Source organism: Dyella sedimenti (assembly GCF_022760995.1).
Lineage (GTDB): Bacteria > Pseudomonadota > Gammaproteobacteria > Xanthomonadales > Rhodanobacteraceae > Dyella > Dyella sedimenti.
In genome coordinates this window covers 283580-298524 of the sequence record NZ_JAKWJO010000003.1, presented here as the reverse complement: position 1 = coordinate 298524, position 14945 = coordinate 283580, and the positions used below count along the sequence as shown (strand labels likewise).

Below are 14945 nucleotides of genomic sequence, written 5' to 3'. Positions count from 1 at the left end.
CGTAGAGAGCGGGGAAGATGGGTAGCGGGGGCGCCAAAACCGGCCTTCTCGCCCACATGGGCGGGTAGAGCGCAGACCCTGCGCCCCCACGACTCATCCCTTCATCGTCCAGGATAAAACCGCTCCGCCCGGGAACGCGGCGCCCTCCATGGCGCCCCAAGCCCTACTCGTCCTTGCCGCCCGGCACGGTCAGGCCGATGAAGCCGCTCTGGTCGCCATGCCGCACCAGCAGCAGCACGGTGTCGCCCGGCTTGGCGTCCTTGGTGGCCTCGCGGAAAGCCGCCGCGCTGCCCACCTTCTTCTGGTTGACCATCAGGATCACGTCGCCCGGCTGCAGGCCGGCGCGGGCGGCCACGGCGCCGGTGACATTGCCGATGGCCACGCCCTCGCCCGCCTTGAGGCCCAACTGCTCGCGGGTATCGCTATCCAGGTCCTGGACGGTGAGCCCCAGGGCAGCGGAGCCCGCATGGCCGGCAGGCTGGTCCGCGTCGGACGAGGCCAGCACCGCATTCCTGTCGCGCGGCATCTCGCCCACGGTGACGGTCACGTCCTGCTTCTTGCCGTCGCGCAGGATCTGCAGGGTGGCCTTGCTGCCCGGCGGGGTCTGCCCGACCAGTGGCGGCAGGTCCACACTGGAATTGATGGACTGGCCGTTGAAAGCCAGTATCACGTCACCCGCATGCAGTCCGGCCTTCTCCGCCGGGCTGCCCTTGGTCACCTGGGTCACCACCGCGCCGCTGCCCCCGTCGAGCTTGAACGCCTTGGCGATGTCGTCGCTGATCGGCTGCACCATCACGCCCAACTGGCCGCGCGAGACATAGCCCTTCTCCTTGATCTGCTTCACCACGCTCATCGCCACGTCGATCGGGATGGAGAACGCCACGCCCTGGTAACCGCCGGTGTTGGAGTAGATCTGCGAATTGACGCCCACCACGCGGCCTTGCAGGTCGAACAGCGGGCCGCCGGAATTGCCGCGGTTGATCGGCACGTCGGTCTGGATGAAGGAGGTGTACGGCTGGTCCTGGTTGCCCAGGTTGCGGCCCACAGCGCTGACGATGCCCTGCGTCACCGTGTAGTCGAAGCCGAACGGCGAACCGATCGCCAGCACCCACTGGCCCGGCTTCAGGGCACGCGAATCGCCGATGCTCACCGCCGGCAGGCCGCCCTTGGCGTCCACCTTCAGCAGGGCGATGTCGTACTGAGGGTCGCTGCCCACCACCTTCGCGGCCAGGGTGCGACGGTCCTGCAGGCGCACCGTCACCGTATCGGCGCCGTCCACCACATGATTGTTGGTGAGGATGTAGCCGTCGCCGGAGATGATGAAGCCCGAGCCCAGCGAGGTGTGCTGCTGTTCCTCCGGCGAAGGCATCTGCGGCATGCCGAAGAAGCGCCGGAACATCTCCATCTGCGGATCGTCGTCGTCCGGCGTGTCCGGCATGCCGCGCTGGGCGCCACGCCCGCGGACCTGCTTCTTGCCGCTGTACTTGGCCTCCACATGCACGACCGCCGGGGCATTCTTCTGCACGATGCCGGTGAAGTCCGGCAAGCCGGGGGCCGCGGGCGCGGCGCTTTGGGCCTGGACGCCGCCGGCCAGCGCCAGGCTCATCAGAACAGCGCACGACAGCGTACGCAGGGCGAGTCGATTCATGCATTCCTCCTTCGGTGTTTCACGCACGCTCCCGCCAGCCCATCGCGGGCGGGCGGGAACCCATGGCAAGGGAAAAAGAAAGCAGGCCGCGAACGAAGCCACACGGCCATGGATTACTGGGCGCTGGCGGGTGCCTGCGCGGACGGCTGCTGGTCGGGATGGATCAGCAGCAGGTAGCTGCCATCGCCGTTGTTGACGACGGGATAGCGCGCCACCCTGTACGGGGTAAGGCTGTTGCGGGAGTAGAGCAGCATGCCGTTGTCGCCGCCATCCAGCGTGGCCGAGGCCTGCTGGCTGATCCGGTAGGGCGCGTCGGCATAGGCGTTGACCCACGGCGGCGCCATCGCGGGCGCTTCCGTGCGGCCGGCACGCTCGCCTCCGTCATTGGCGGCCACGGTCACCGGCGAGGCCAGGCTCGGCGAGGAGGCGCGGTCGGCACCCTGCCCGGCCGGCTGGGCCACCATCAGGGCCGCCACCGCCACGCTGGCGGCGATGGCGCCGCCGGCCGACCAATGCAGCCAGTGTCGGCGCTTGCCGTGCACCACCACGCTTTCCTGCTCGATCGCCTGCATGACGCGGCTGGCGAACTCCGACGAGGCCAGCGGGGGCAACTGGTGGCGCAGGCCATCGCGCGCCACGTGGTAGCGCGCCCATGCCTGCTGCAGCGAAGCATCGTGGTCGAGCCGGCGCAGCAGGAAGCGCAGTTCTTCCCTGGACAGGGCGCCATCCATGCCGGCAGACAGGTTTTCGCGTTGAGTGTCAGTCATGGGGATTTGTCCTCGCGGTCGGAGAGCAGCGGCCGCAGTTTCTCATCGATAGCTTCCCGCGCCCGAAAAATACGTGAACGCACCGTACCGATCGGGCAACCCATCGCTTCGGCGATTTCCTCGTAGCTCAGGCCATCCACTTCGCGCAGGGTAATCGCGGCCCGCAATTCCTCGGGTAGCGATTGGACAGTGGAAAACACGGTTTGTTCAATTTCCTGCCGCATGAGCTCGCGCTCGGGCGTGGCGCTCTCCTGCATGCGGTCGGCGCCGGGCAGGAAGGCGGCATCGTCGATGGCGATGTCGTCCGTCGGTGGCCGGCGCCCCATGGCCACCAGATGGTTCTTGGCCGTGTTCACGGCAATTTTGTACAGCCAAGTATAGAAAGCGCTTTCGCCCCGGAACGAGCCGATGGCCCGCCAGGCGCGGATGAAGGCCTCCTGCGCGACGTCCTCGCTCTCGCTCTGGTTCTTCACATAGCGCGATACCAGCCCGATGACCTTGTGCTGGTACTTGCGCACCAGCAGGTCAAACGCTCGCTTGTCCCCTTGTTGGACACGCTCGACCAGCGCACTGTCCAGTTCGTTTTCGCCCATCCGGGCCGTCTCCTTCGTCGATGCCGCCACGCGCCTCGGGATGCCTTTACGGATGGAAGCGAGCCTGCTCAGACAAGAACAATCCTTCCTAGTTCAGCATGCCCGCGCATGTTTACCAACCCCCGGGCGGAAGGCCCGCCCGCAAGGGGATGAAACGCGCGGGCGCGCGAGCGGCGCACCGGCGCCCTGGTAGCCGGACCGCCAGCGGCGCCGGATGGGATCGATATGGGGGCCTGGCCGGCCCGCGCAAGTCAGGCGGCGGAGCCGCCGACGCCGGCCAGCAGGCGCTGGCGCTCCAGCAGCAGTTTCTCGAAAGCCGGCTGCGGCAGCGGACGGCAGAACAGGTAGCCCTGCAATTCGTCGCAATGGTTGTTGCGCAGGAACTGCAGGTGCTGCTCGGTCTCCACGCCTTCGGCCACCACGCCGCGCTTGAGGCGGTGGGCCATTTCGATGGTGGCGCGGACAATGGCCTCGTCGTCGGGATCGACGCCGATGTTGCGCACGAAGCTCTGGTCGACCTTGATGCGGTCGGCGGGCAGCTTGCGCAGGTAGTCCAGCGAGGCCGCCCCTGTGCCGAAGTCGTCGATGGCGATGCGGCAGCCCAGGCGGTGCAGGCCCTGCAGGTTCTCCATCAGGTTGGGCGCGGCCTTGATGCTGATGCTCTCGGTCACTTCCATTTCCAGCAAGCTCGCCTCCAGGCCACTTTCCTCCAGCGCCGAGGCCACCACCTCGAGCAGGTTGGGCTGCATCAGCTGCACCGCCGACAGGTTCACGCCCAGGCGCAGGCCCAGGCCGAAGCGCCGCTCCCACTCCTGGGCGTGCCGGCACGCCGTGCGCAGCACCCATTCGCCGATGGAGACGATCAGGCCGGTTTCCTCGGCCAACGGGATGAAGAAGCCCGGGCCGATGAAGCCCAGTTCCGGGTGCTCCCAGCGCACCAGTGCCTCCATGCCCACGATGTCCTCGCTGGCCGCATCCACCTGCGGCTGGTAGAACACACGCAGCTCGCCCTTGTGCTCGGCATGACGCAGGCCGGACTTCAGCGCCAGGTTCTGCTGGTGCGATTGCTCGCCGTTGCCTTCGTAGATCTGGTAGTTGTTGCGGCCCAGGCTCTTGGCCGCGTACATCGCCTCGTCGGCATGCTTGAGCAGGGTCTCGGCGTCGGGGGCGTCCTCCGGGAAGAAGCTCACGCCGATGGAGGCGGTGACCTGCAGCTCGGTGCCGTCGTCGATGCGCAGCGGCGCGCCCATCACCGCCACGATCTTCTCGGCGACGCGCAGCACGTCCTCGTTCTTGACGATATGGCGCAGGATCACCACGAACTCGTCGCCCGCGTAGCGCGCCACCGTATCCGACGCGCGCACGCTGCCGCGCAGGCGCTGGGTGGTGGTGAGCAGCACCTGGTCGCCCACGGCATGGCCGAGCGTGTCGTTGATGGTCTTGAAGCGGTCCAGGTCGACGAACAGCAGGGCGAACGACTCGCCGGTGCGGTTGGCCTCGCGGATCACCGTGTCCAGGCGGTCGTTGAACAACAGGCGGTTGGGCAGGCCGGTGAGCGCATCGAGCAGGCCTTCCGCGCGGCCCTGCTCGCGGGTATGGCGCAGTTCCAGCGCATGCGCGAAACGCGAGGCGGCGCAACGCAGCACCGGCTGCACGATGGACAGTGCCGGCAGCGGCTGGCGTGTGCCGATCAGCAGAGCGCCCAGCACCGTGCGCCGCTCGTCCTGCAACGGCCAGCCGGCGAATCCGGCCAGCCCCAGCTGCTGCAGCAAGGGGTCCATCGCCGCCAGGCGGGCCGCATCGGACTGGTGCAGCATGGCCTGGCCGGACAGCACCAGGCGCAGCGAACTCTGCAGGTGCGGACCGGGCCACAGCTGCTCCTCGCCCCGCCAGTACTGCACCAGTTGCACCGGCGCGCCGCCCTCGTCGGAACGGGCCGACCACACGGCCACGTAGTCCAGCCCCATTTCCTCGTACAGCAACCTAGCGGCGGTGGCGATGCCTTCGTCGCCGCCGCCCGAGGTGAACATCTTCGCCAGCAGCGCCAGCGCGACTTCCGCCCGCGCCCCGGCGCGATCGCTGCGGAACACCAGGGCCACCGCGTCGCGCCCGCCATGGCGCACGGCGCGCGCGCTCGCCTCGCCGCTGTCCACCCCGCGCACGGAACGCCGCCGGCTCGGATGCCAGCGGCGCGATCCCTCGGCCAGCACCTGCTCCACGCTGGTCTCGGCGAAGGCGAGCACTTCCTGCAGCGGCCGGCCGCGCAACTGGTGGTCGCCCAGCCCGCTGTGCCGGGCCAGGGCCGGGCTGTAATCCAGGATCCGGCCGCGCACCGGATCGACAATGATCCACTCGTTGTCCATTTCCTCGAAGGCAAAGCGGTAGTCGCTTTCGCCCGCAGCCGCGTTATCGGCGTGACTCGCGCGCCCGGACCGCCGCAGGCGCTGCCAGCGCGCCAGCAGCTCGTGTTCGATCTGCGAGCCGTACAGCCAGTCGGCGATGCCGGCAGGCAGCGCGCCCGGCTTGAAGGCGGCCTCGTCGTCGAGCACGGCGATCAACGGCGCCGCGGCGCAGGCCGGCAGGCTGCGCAGCACCTCCAGGCCCGCCATGGCCTCGCGGCCGTCGCCGTCGAACACGATCACCACCAGGGCCAGAGCGGGACGCCCCTCCAGCAGGATGCCGGCATGGGTGGCGTCGCGCGCCGAATGGACGTGGAAGTGACCATCGCGGTCGAAGGTGTCGAACAAGGCGCGGCGCAGCTCGCGCTGGGCCGCCACCACCAGGATCCCGGTCTCCGCGCTCATGTCAGAGCAACCACCGGCCATCGCGCAGCCGCGGCCGCTGCGCCGGCTTGGACTGGCAGCTCAGGCGCACCAGGACATCGTTGAAACTGTTCACCAGCGCCTCCGGGGGATCCAGCAGCACGACGCGCCGCACGTGCCCGGCGGTGGGGCGCGCCAGCTGCCGCAGCAAGGCGGCGTCGCCCATGGATAGCGGCAACGGCAGGCGCTGCAGCAGGTAGACGCCGAAATGGTTGCTCTGCTGCACGTAGCGCAAGGCGACGTTCAGGCGCTGCGAGCCCGGCAGGCCGATGTGCTCCTCGCGCAGGTTGCCCAGCCCGGCCTCCGGGTTCCACAGGTATACCGCCTGTCCGCTGCGCCGCACCAGCGAACGCAACTGGCCGACCAGCCCGGCCTCCTCGCCGCCCTCGAGCGCGATCAGGTTGCCGCGGGCGGCCAGGATGCGCTCGAGGATCTCGGTGCCGGTATGGCTGGGAGGGGCAGCGATTAGGGTGCTCATTCGAGCCTAAATTACGTGGTCTGAAGGCGTTCGCCTAGATCGGCCATAAGCCTCGCCGGATTCCGTGACGCATTTCATGCGACAGCGCACAGCTCGCGCTTTTACGGGATTTTCATGATCGTCCGCGGGCACCCAGGACCGTCTCGCAATCCTCGCTACGGGAAGGTATGGTGCGAGGCTTCCCGGTCACCTCCTTATCCCTATGTTCGAAGGATTGCGCTTCAATCACTGGAAGACGAGCTTGGATGACAGCGGCATCGTCACCCTCGCCCTCGACCGCGCCGGAAGCAAGGTCAATGCCATCTCCCGCGAGGTGCTGGACGAACTGGGCCAGATCGTGGAGCGGCTGGCCATCGAGAAACCGGCCGGCGTGCTGATCCATTCGGCCAAGCCATTCGGCTTCGCGGTCGGTGCCGACATCAAGGAATTCGTGACCTACGCCCAACACGGCACGGTGCTGGAGAACATCGAGAACGGCCAGCGCGTCTATGAGAGCCTGGCCCGCCTGCCCTGCCCCACGGTGGCGGCGATCCAGGGCGCCTGCATGGGCGGCGGCACCGAACTGATCCTTGCCTGCCGCCAGCGCATCGCCGCGGACGACGACAAGACCCGCATCGGCCTGCCCGAAGTGATGCTGGGCATCCATCCCGGCTGGGGCGGCACCGCGCGCCTGCCACGCCTGATCGGCGCCACCGACGCCCTGCCGGTGATGCTCACCGGCAAGGCCTTGTCGGCCAGGCGGGCGCTTGCGCTGGGCGTGATCGACCGCGTGGCGCCGCCGGCCGAGCTGCTGGCCGAGGCCCGCGCCCTGCTGCGCCGCCCGCATGCGCGTCCGCTGGCCCTGCGCGCCAAGGCCTGGGCCACCAATACCTGGCTGGCCCGGCAGCTCCTGGCGCCGATGGTGATAAAGCAGACCGCCGCCAAGGTGCGCAAGGAGCACTACCCGGCCCCGTTCGCGCTGATCGACGTATGGAAGCGCGGCGGCGCCAGCATCCAGCAGCGGCTGAAGCTGGAGGCACGCTCGGTCGCGAAGCTGGCGGAGACGCCCACCGCGCAGAACCTGATCCGCATCTTCTTCCTGCAGGAACGCCTCAAGGGCCAGGGCGACGGCACCGAGCACGGCATCAGGCACGTGCACGTGGTCGGCGCCGGCGTGATGGGCGGCGACATCGCCGCATGGGCGGCCTTCAAGGGCTTCGAGGTCACCCTGCAGGACCGCGAGATGAAGTTCATCCAGCCCGCGCTGGATCGCGCCCGGCAGCTTTATGAAAAGCGGCTCAAGACGGCGGACAAGATCGAAGCCGCGACACGTCGCCTGCGCGCCGACGTCGAGGGCAAGGGCGTGGCCGGCGCCGACCTCGCCATCGAGGCGATCTTCGAGAACGCCGAGGCGAAGAAGGCGCTGTACGCCACCATCGAGCCGCAGTTCCCCTCCGACGAGCTGCTGGCGACCAACACCTCGAGCATTCCGCTGGACGAGCTGCGCGTTGGGCTGAAGGCACCGCAGCGTTTCCTCGGCCTGCACTTCTTCAACCCGGTGGCGCAGATGCCGCTGGTGGAAGTGGTGCGCCACGACCAGCTCGATCCCGCGGTCGAGAAGCGCGCGCTGGCGTTCTGCAAGGCCATCGGCAAGCTGCCGGTGGCCGTCAAGGGTACGCCGGGCTTTCTGGTCAACCGCATCCTGATGCCTTACCTGCTCGAAGCGATGCGCCTGTACAGCGAGGGCATACCGGGCCCTGTGCTCGACAAGGAAGCCAAGAAGTTCGGCATGCCCATGGGCCCGATCGAACTGGCCGACACGGTGGGCCTGGACGTATGCGCCTCGGTGGGCAAGGAACTGGGACCGTTCCTGGGATTGGAATTGCCACCGGGCCTGGAAGACAAGCTCGCCGCCGGCAGGCGCGGCAAGAAGGATGGCCAGGGCATCTATGTGTGGCAGGACGGCAAGCCGCAGAAGCCGGAGGTCGATCCGGACTACGTGGCGCCGGCCGACCTGCAGGAACGCATGATCCTGCCCATGGTCAACGAGGCCGTGGCCTGCCTGGCCGATGGCGTGGTCGACGACGCCGACCTGCTCGATGCCGGCGTGATCTTCGGCACCGGCTTCGCGCCATTCCGCGGCGGCCCGATCCAGTACGTGCGCAGCGAAGGCGCCGCCGTGGTCAAGGGCAAGCTGGAACGCCTGGCCCAGCGCCACGGCGAACGCTTCTCGCCCAAGGGCGGCTGGGATCTTGCCACGCTCAGCCGGACCGGCTTTGAGTTGCCCGCCGCCAGCGACAGTCCGGACGACGCCGAAGCCTGAATGGCCCGGCACGTCTCGGCAAAACGCCCGGCCTAGGCCGGGTGTTTCATTTGCAGGTGCGCGACCGGATCACCACACCAGGTCGTCGGGCACACCATCCTCGCCGACACTGCCCGGACTGCCCGGCTCGACCAGCAGGGCCACTTGGTGCGCATCGATCGCGCGCACCTGCTCGGCCAGTTCGCGCGTCACCAGCAGGTAACGTCCCTGCTGCTGCACGACGCCCAGCTCGCCGGCATTGAGCGCGGCAAGCTGCCCCGCATCCACGTGCACGCGACGGATCTTGCCGCCGTACTCGAAGTGCCGCACCAGGTCGACGTCCGCCAGGTTGAGCGCCTTGCCCTCCAGCAATTGCTGGATCTTCTGCTTGCGCTCGCGGCGCAACCGCGCCTCTTCCGCCGCGGCCTGCTCGGCGCGCTTGCGTTCGTTCGCCTCGGCCTGCGCACGGATGGCATAGGCCTTGGCCAGGTCGATCTCGCCGTCCGGCCGGCCCTTGTTGCCCGAGGCGGGCTTGTGCGACGGCGGCTTGCCGTGCGGCTTCTGGAAAGGCTTGCCGCCCTTGGAAGGCTGGCCTTGCGGGGCAGCCTGCCGCTTTTCGTCGCGGACCTGTTTGACGATGCCGCTCTTTAGCAGCTGATCGCGCAGGGATTCGGCCATGTTCGGAACTCGCTTGCGTGGTGCGGTGACGATGTAGCGCTTCGCGTATCAATAATGCGGAGGCGGTGGCTCGCTGTGCGGATCGTGTCCCTGGCCCAGGCGCAGCGAGGACAATTCGCTGCGCAAGCCGCGGATCAACTCTTCCAGCGCGGCGAGGCGCATGGACAACTCCGCATCCGCCGCCGCCAGTCCGTTCACCGTGTCGTCGATGAAGGTGAGCTTCACTTCCAGCTCGGTGAGGCGCTGCGCTAACGGTTCGCCAGCCATCGTCAACGCCTCAGGCTACGGCCGCGGCCGATGCCGTAATAGGCCAGGCCGGCATCTTCCACCGCCGCCGGGTCGTACAGGTTGCGCCCGTCGAAGATGGCGGGATTCGCCAGCAACGAACGGATGCGTGCGAAATCGGGACTGCGGAACGCCTTCCACTCGGTGACGATGGCCAGCACGTCGGCGCCTTCCAGCGCCTGGTAGGCGTTGTCGCACAGCACGAGGTCGTCGCGGTCGCCATAGATGCGATGCGTCTCGTGGCGCGCCTCCGGATCGTAGGCGCGCACCTTGGCGCCGGCCTGCCACAGCGCTTCCATCAGGTGGCGGCTGGAAGCCTCGCGCATGTCGTCGGTATTGGGCTTGAACGCCAGACCCCACAGCGCGATGGTCCGGCCGGCCAACTGGCCGTCGAAATGGCGCGCGATCAGTTCGTACAGCTTGGTCTTCTGGCCATGGTTGACCGCCTCGACCGCGCCGAGCAGGCGCGCCTCGTAGCCCACGCTGCGCGCGGTGCGCTCCAGCGCCTGCACGTCCTTGGGGAAGCAGGAGCCGCCGTAGCCGGCGCCCGGATAGATGAAGTGATAGCCGATACGCGGATCCGAACCGATGCCCTGGCGCACCAGCTCCACATCCGCGCCCACGCGCTCGGCGATGTTGGCGATCTCGTTCATGAAGCTGATCTTGGTGGCCAGCATTGCGTTGGCCGCGTACTTGGTCAGCTCGGCCGAGCGCTCATCCATCACCACGGTGCGCTCGTGGTTGCGGTTGAACGGCGCGTACAGCTTGCGCAGCACGCCGATCGCGCGCTCGCTGGAGCTGCCGATGATGATGCGGTCGGGACGCAGGCAGTCTTCCACCGCATCGCCTTCCTTGAGGAATTCCGGATTGGAGACCACATCGAACGCCACCGACGCGCCGCGCCTGGCCAACTCGTCCGCAATGGCCTCACGCACGCGGTCGGCGGTGCCCACCGGCACGGTCGACTTGTTGACGACCACGCTGTAGCCGTCGATGTGCTGGCCGATGGTGCGCGCCACCCCGAGCACGTACTTGAGGTCCGCGCTGCCATCCTCGTCCGGCGGCGTGCCCACCGCGATGAAGATGACCTGGCCATGCGCGATCGCCGGGGCGGGCTCGGTGGTGAAATCCAGCTGCCCGCTGGCATGGTTGCGCTTGACGATGGGCTCCAGGCCCGGCTCGTAGATCGGGATCTCGCCCTGCTTGAGGCGTTCGACCTTGCCCGCGTCGATATCGACGCAGACCACGTGATTGCCCATTTCCGCCAGGCAGGCGCCGGTGACCAGACCCACATAACCGGTGCCGAAGATGGTGACCTTCATTGTCGTGCAAACTCCTGGAGCCAAGACGTGGGATTCTAGCAGGCCAAGCGTGACAGCACGCCTGGAGCGCCCCTGCGGGAGAGACTTGTCCCTTTGCCGGCCGCCCCAAAAAGAAGCGGGGCGCGAATCGCTTCGCGCCCCGCCTTATTGGCCTGTCGGCCCGGTCGGCGATTACTTCGCGCCGCCACCCGCCTGATCGCCGCCCTGGGTCGGGCCGGTCTTGACCAGGGTGACGTCGAAGATGATCGTCTGGTTCGGCGGGAAGCCGTTCTGCGGCTGCGCACCGTAGGCGATGTTCGACGGGATGAAGAACTTGTAGTGGCCGCCGACCTGCATCAGCTGCATGCCCTCGCGGAAGCCCGGGATCACACCGGCGAGCGGGATCGAGGCCGGGCCGCCACCCTCGTGCTTGGACGAGTCGTCGAAGGTCTCGCCATTGACGAAGGTGCCGACATAGTTGACCTGCACGGTGTCGTTCGGACCTGGGCGGGCGCCGGTGCCCTGGCTGATCACCTGGTACTGCAGGCCCGAGGCGGTGGTCTTCACGCCCGGAGCGGTCTTGTTCTTGGCGAGGAAGGCATCGCCCTCGGCCTTGTTCTTGGCAGCCACCTGGGTGTACTCGGCCTTGGCCTTGGCCTGCAGGTTGGCGACGAAGGCGTCACGCACCTGCTTGGCTTCGGCTTCGCTCATGGTCGGCTTCTGGCCGGACAGCGCGGACTGCAAGGCACGGGCCACCGTGGCCGGATCCACTTCCTCGCGTACCAGCGGCGGCAGCGAACTGGCCAGATCCCAGCCAACCACGTAGCTGGCCTTGGTCTTGTCGACCGCCGGCGGCGTGGTGGAAGCAGGAGCGGCGGACTTCGCAGCCTGTGCGTGCACGCCAACGGTCATGCCCAGAGCAACAGCGAGCGCGGCCGCCGTCAGCGTGGGACGCAGAAAATGCTTCATGTGGAACTCCCTCGTATTTGAGATGTGCCGGCGCTACCGGACTTAAGCCCCCCCGATGGAGGCAGGCCCCGCATTGTGCGGTGCTTGTCGAGTCTTGGCAACGATGTGGGGCCTGGGACCGTCAGTCGTGATTAAAAGTTCACGAGTTGGCTCTGTGACGCGGTTTTTTACGATTTCTGCACATCCCGGCGAGGCCATCTTTCAGCCGGGCTCTCAGGCATGCCCATCGCCGGAACGGCCCGGCTTTTCCAGGGTGTCTCGCAGGGCTGCCTGCAGGCGCGCGTGCACCTGCACCAGGCCGCGCCACAGCAGCCATGCCAGCAGCAGCAGCACCAGCACCAGCACCACCGCCACTTCGCGCGGCGGCAGGATGGTCGATGCCAGCGCCGCCACCAGCAGGCCCAGCACGCCCATCGCCGCCAGCGGGATGAAACGCGCCAGCACCGAGCGGATGCGCATGTTGTAGGCGCCGCCGATGCGCTCGGGAATACTCAGTTCCGCCAGCAGCATGCCCAGCGCGGTGGCCTTGCGGTAGGCCGCCACGATCATCGGCAGCGATACCAGCGCCGCGACCGACCAGGCCACGCTGCGCCTGATCTGCGGGCTGTCGGCCAGGAAATCCCAGTGGAACACGCCCCGGCGATACAGGTAGGACATGATCAGGAACGCCGCCACCACCAGCATCATGTTGATGATCACGTGCCAGACCAGGCGCCGGATCATCTTGGCCACGATCGCACCCTGCCCGCTCAGGCTCAGGCTGCCCATCCAGTCGGTATAGGCCCCGAGCAGGCCGCCCAGCCCCTTCGGCAGGCGGCGGCCCAGGGTGTTCGCCAGCGGGTCCGACGCGCGGATCAGGTAAGGCGTGAGGAACGTGGTGATGGCCGATACCGCCACCGCCACCGGATACAGGAAGCCGCTGGTCACCTTCAACGATACGCCCAGCGAGGCGATCACGAACGAGAACTCGCCGATCTGCGCCAGGCCCATGCCCACGCGCAGCGCCGTGCGCCCGTCGTTGCCCGCCACGAAGGTGCCGAAGCTGCAGGTGAGCACCTTGCCGAGCACCACCACCAGGGTGACCACCAGGATCGGCAGCCAATACTGCTTGAGCATGGCCGGATCGATCAGCATGCCGATCGCCACGAAGAAGATCGCGCTGAACATGTCGCGCACCGGCCCGACGATGCGCTCGATGCGCTCCACGCTCTGCGATTCGCCCACGATGGCGCCGATCATGAAGGCGCCCAGCGCGACGCTGTAGCCCATCTCGGTGACCAGCAGGCAGAAGCCGAAGCAAAGGCCGAGCACCGCCACCAGCAGCACGTCGTCGCGGCTCACCCGCGCAATGTAGTCCACCACCCGCGGCACCAGCAGCAACCCCACCACCAGCGACACCGCCATGAACAGGGTCAGCCGCCCGATCGCGCCTACCGCGTCGGCGGCCGCCAGGCCGCCCGTGCTGGCGATGCCGGTGAGCAGTGCCATCAGCACGATGGCCAACACGTCCTCCACGATCAGGATGCCGAACATCAGCTGGGCGAAGCGCTCGCGCTTGAGGCGCAGGTCGTCCAGCGCCTTCATGATGATGGTGGTGGAGGACATCGACAGCATCGCGCCGAGGAACAGCGCATCCATCGGGCTCCAGCCGAAGAAGCGGCCCATCTCGTAGCCGAGCCACAGCATCAGCACGATCTCGCATACCGCCGCCACCAGCGCAGCGCCGCCGACCTCGCGCAGCTTCTTCAGGCTGAATTCCAGCCCCAGCGCGAACAGCAGCAGGATCATGCCCAGCTCGGAAAGCGTGCGGATGGTCTGCTCGTCCTGGATGAACACCACCGGGAACGTATAGGGCCCCACCAGCACGCCGGCGATGATGTAGCCGAGCACGACCGGCTGCCGCAGCCGCTGGAAGATCACCGTGGTCAGGCCCGCGACCAGCATGACGGTCGCGAGATCCTGGATGAAGTGCAGGTCGTGCATCGACGAATTCCGTGGGGACGTCGGTCAAGACTAGCAATCGAACACTCGATGCACAGCCCCACGCATCAGGTATGCGCTGGCCATACCGACGCGGCGCGCCCACGTGATCGTTGGCTTGGCGTAACCGCTTGTTGTGATTCATTCGTGAAAATTTCTTGAAAAATTTTCACATCGGATGCTTGACGAAATCGCAAACCCTATCTATTCTTTCGGGCTTCCAGAGGCACGGGGCCATAGCTCAGCTGGGAGAGCGCCTGCATGGCATGCAGGAGGTCGGCGGTTCGATCCCGCCTGGCTCCACCAACTTAGACAACGTCCCCATCGTCTAGAGGCCTAGGACATCACCCTTTCACGGTGGCGACCGGGGTTCGAATCCCCGTGGGGACGCCAAGTTGGTACTTGGTTGTTTGCAGTGTAGCTGGAATGCAAAGTGGAGCGGTAGTTCAGTCGGTTAGAATGCTGGCCTGTCACGCCGGAGGTCGCGGGTTCGAGTCCCGTCCGCTCCGCCATCATCGAAGAGCCCGCCGTTGGCGGGTTTTTTGTTGCCTGGAGAAAGCCCCCGCCTTTCCCTGTAGGAGCGCACCCTGTGCGCGAAAAGCCTACGAAGCGATGACGCCGTCGCGCACAGGGTGCGCTCCTACAACAGGAAGCCGGGCTCGTCCGGCGAATGGTGATCCTCCAGCCGCTCCAGCGTTCCCTTCGAATGCCCCTGCTCCGCCAGGTATTCCAGCCAGCGCGAGAGGAACCCGTTCATGCGCAGCCGGTGCTGCAACACCGTGTGCGCCGGCGGGAACGGACCGAGCACCTGCCACAGGTGCCGGCCCGGATGGCAATGCAGCGCCTCCGCCACGTGCGCGTCGGTATACATGCGCAATTGCGCCGAGGGCGATGGCTGGCCCGTGTGCGCATCGACGAAGCTGTAGGTGAGTTCCAGCTCCAGGGTATAGGGATGGCGTTCCTGCACCTGCAGGCGCACATCCAATCCATCGTCCACGCTGGACACATAGAACCCAGGCGGCAGTTCCTGCGGCGCGAACAGCCGCACCAGCCGGTGGTAATTCTCCGCATACAGCCCCATCAGAAAGCCGAAGCGTCCCGGCAGTAGCGCGTTGCGGCTGTCCAATACGGCACTCATGGGCG

The 14945-nt window shown here is 67.3% G+C and carries 12 protein-coding genes and 3 tRNA genes; 4 read left to right on the top strand and 11 right to left on the bottom strand.

Annotation, left to right across the window (positions count from 1 at the left end; all coding sequences use genetic code 11):
- Positions 1–163: 163 nt before the first annotated feature.
- The 5 genes from MJ605_RS09030 to MJ605_RS09010 form a co-directional block, all read right to left on the bottom strand.
- Positions 164–1648, bottom strand: coding sequence for a DegQ family serine endoprotease (locus MJ605_RS09030; protein ID WP_243041088.1), 1485 nt, complete (start codon positions 1646–1648; stop codon positions 164–166).
- A gap of 113 nt (positions 1649–1761) precedes the next feature.
- A complete protein-coding gene (locus MJ605_RS09025; RefSeq protein WP_243041087.1) occupies positions 1762–2415 on the bottom strand; it encodes a sigma-E factor negative regulatory protein in 654 nt (217 codons plus the stop codon).
- Entirely contained in the window at positions 2412–3008 is a 597-nt protein-coding gene (gene rpoE, locus MJ605_RS09020; protein ID WP_243041086.1) for an RNA polymerase sigma factor RpoE, read from the bottom strand. Before rpoE ends, MJ605_RS09025 begins: the two co-directional genes overlap by 4 nt.
- A gap of 251 nt (positions 3009–3259) precedes the next feature.
- Positions 3260–5812 (bottom strand): putative bifunctional diguanylate cyclase/phosphodiesterase, encoded by a 2553-nt coding sequence (locus MJ605_RS09015; RefSeq protein WP_243041085.1) that lies wholly within the window; start codon positions 5810–5812, stop codon positions 3260–3262.
- 1 nt (position 5813) lies between these two features.
- Positions 5814–6308, bottom strand: a complete 495-nt coding sequence (locus tag MJ605_RS09010) for a hypothetical protein (protein WP_243041084.1) — start codon at positions 6306–6308, stop codon at positions 5814–5816.
- 202 nt (positions 6309–6510) lie between these two features.
- Here MJ605_RS09010 and MJ605_RS09005 point away from each other — a divergent pair, with 202 nt between their 5' ends.
- On the top strand, positions 6511–8610 hold the full coding sequence (locus tag MJ605_RS09005) for a 3-hydroxyacyl-CoA dehydrogenase NAD-binding domain-containing protein (protein ID WP_243041082.1): 2100 nt from the start codon (positions 6511–6513) through the stop codon (positions 8608–8610).
- 69 nt (positions 8611–8679) lie between these two features.
- Here MJ605_RS09005 and MJ605_RS09000 read toward each other — a convergent pair whose 3' ends face one another.
- From MJ605_RS09000 to MJ605_RS08980, 5 genes are all read right to left on the bottom strand, one after another.
- Positions 8680–9267, bottom strand: coding sequence for a DUF2058 domain-containing protein (locus tag MJ605_RS09000; RefSeq protein WP_243041081.1), 588 nt, complete (start codon positions 9265–9267; stop codon positions 8680–8682).
- A 48-nt stretch (positions 9268–9315) separates the two neighbouring features.
- Positions 9316–9534: a SlyX family protein gene (locus MJ605_RS08995; protein ID WP_243041080.1), complete on the bottom strand. Its 219-nt coding sequence runs from the start codon at positions 9532–9534 to the stop codon at positions 9316–9318.
- Positions 9535–9536: 2 nt separating this feature from the next.
- Positions 9537–10874, bottom strand: a complete 1338-nt coding sequence (locus MJ605_RS08990) for a UDP-glucose dehydrogenase family protein (protein WP_243041079.1) — start codon at positions 10872–10874, stop codon at positions 9537–9539.
- A gap of 171 nt (positions 10875–11045) precedes the next feature.
- Entirely contained in the window at positions 11046–11822 is a 777-nt protein-coding gene (locus tag MJ605_RS08985; RefSeq protein ID WP_243041078.1) for an FKBP-type peptidyl-prolyl cis-trans isomerase, read from the bottom strand.
- A 213-nt stretch (positions 11823–12035) separates the two neighbouring features.
- Positions 12036–13805, bottom strand: coding sequence for a cation:proton antiporter (locus tag MJ605_RS08980; protein WP_243041077.1), 1770 nt, complete (start codon positions 13803–13805; stop codon positions 12036–12038).
- A gap of 227 nt (positions 13806–14032) precedes the next feature.
- Between MJ605_RS08980 and MJ605_RS08975 the strand changes: the two genes are divergently transcribed.
- The 3 genes from MJ605_RS08975 to MJ605_RS08965 all read left to right on the top strand — a co-directional run bounded on the left by MJ605_RS08975 (position 14033) and on the right by MJ605_RS08965 (position 14314).
- Positions 14033–14108: transfer RNA gene (locus tag MJ605_RS08975), tRNA-Ala, on the top strand.
- 11 nt (positions 14109–14119) lie between these two features.
- Positions 14120–14195: transfer RNA gene (locus MJ605_RS08970), tRNA-Glu, on the top strand.
- A gap of 42 nt (positions 14196–14237) precedes the next feature.
- Positions 14238–14314, top strand: a tRNA-Asp gene (locus tag MJ605_RS08965).
- 128 nt (positions 14315–14442) lie between these two features.
- Here the strand turns inward: MJ605_RS08965 and MJ605_RS08960 are convergent.
- Positions 14443–14940, bottom strand: a complete 498-nt coding sequence (locus MJ605_RS08960) for a DUF1249 domain-containing protein (protein WP_243041076.1) — start codon at positions 14938–14940, stop codon at positions 14443–14445.
- Positions 14941–14945: the final 5 nt, after the last annotated feature.

Coding starts and splice junctions, on each gene's coding strand:
- MJ605_RS08990 (WP_243041079.1), bottom strand. CDS start 10,874: ATGAAGGTCACCATCTTCGGCACCGGTTATGTGGGTCTGGTCACCGGC.
- MJ605_RS09005 (WP_243041082.1), top strand. CDS start 6,511: ATGTTCGAAGGATTGCGCTTCAATCACTGGAAGACGAGCTTGGATGAC.
- MJ605_RS08985 (WP_243041078.1), bottom strand. CDS start 11,822: ATGAAGCATTTTCTGCGTCCCACGCTGACGGCGGCCGCGCTCGCTGTT.
- rpoE (WP_243041086.1), bottom strand. CDS start 3,008: ATGGGCGAAAACGAACTGGACAGTGCGCTGGTCGAGCGTGTCCAACAA.
- MJ605_RS08980 (WP_243041077.1), bottom strand. CDS start 13,805: ATGCACGACCTGCACTTCATCCAGGATCTCGCGACCGTCATGCTGGTC.
- MJ605_RS08995 (WP_243041080.1), bottom strand. CDS start 9,534: ATGGCTGGCGAACCGTTAGCGCAGCGCCTCACCGAGCTGGAAGTGAAG.
- MJ605_RS09030 (WP_243041088.1), bottom strand. CDS start 1,648: ATGAATCGACTCGCCCTGCGTACGCTGTCGTGCGCTGTTCTGATGAGC.
- MJ605_RS08960 (WP_243041076.1), bottom strand. CDS start 14,940: ATGAGTGCCGTATTGGACAGCCGCAACGCGCTACTGCCGGGACGCTTC.
- MJ605_RS09015 (WP_243041085.1), bottom strand. CDS start 5,812: ATGAGCGCGGAGACCGGGATCCTGGTGGTGGCGGCCCAGCGCGAGCTG.
- MJ605_RS09000 (WP_243041081.1), bottom strand. CDS start 9,267: ATGGCCGAATCCCTGCGCGATCAGCTGCTAAAGAGCGGCATCGTCAAA.
- MJ605_RS09025 (WP_243041087.1), bottom strand. CDS start 2,415: ATGACTGACACTCAACGCGAAAACCTGTCTGCCGGCATGGATGGCGCC.
- MJ605_RS09010 (WP_243041084.1), bottom strand. CDS start 6,308: ATGAGCACCCTAATCGCTGCCCCTCCCAGCCATACCGGCACCGAGATC.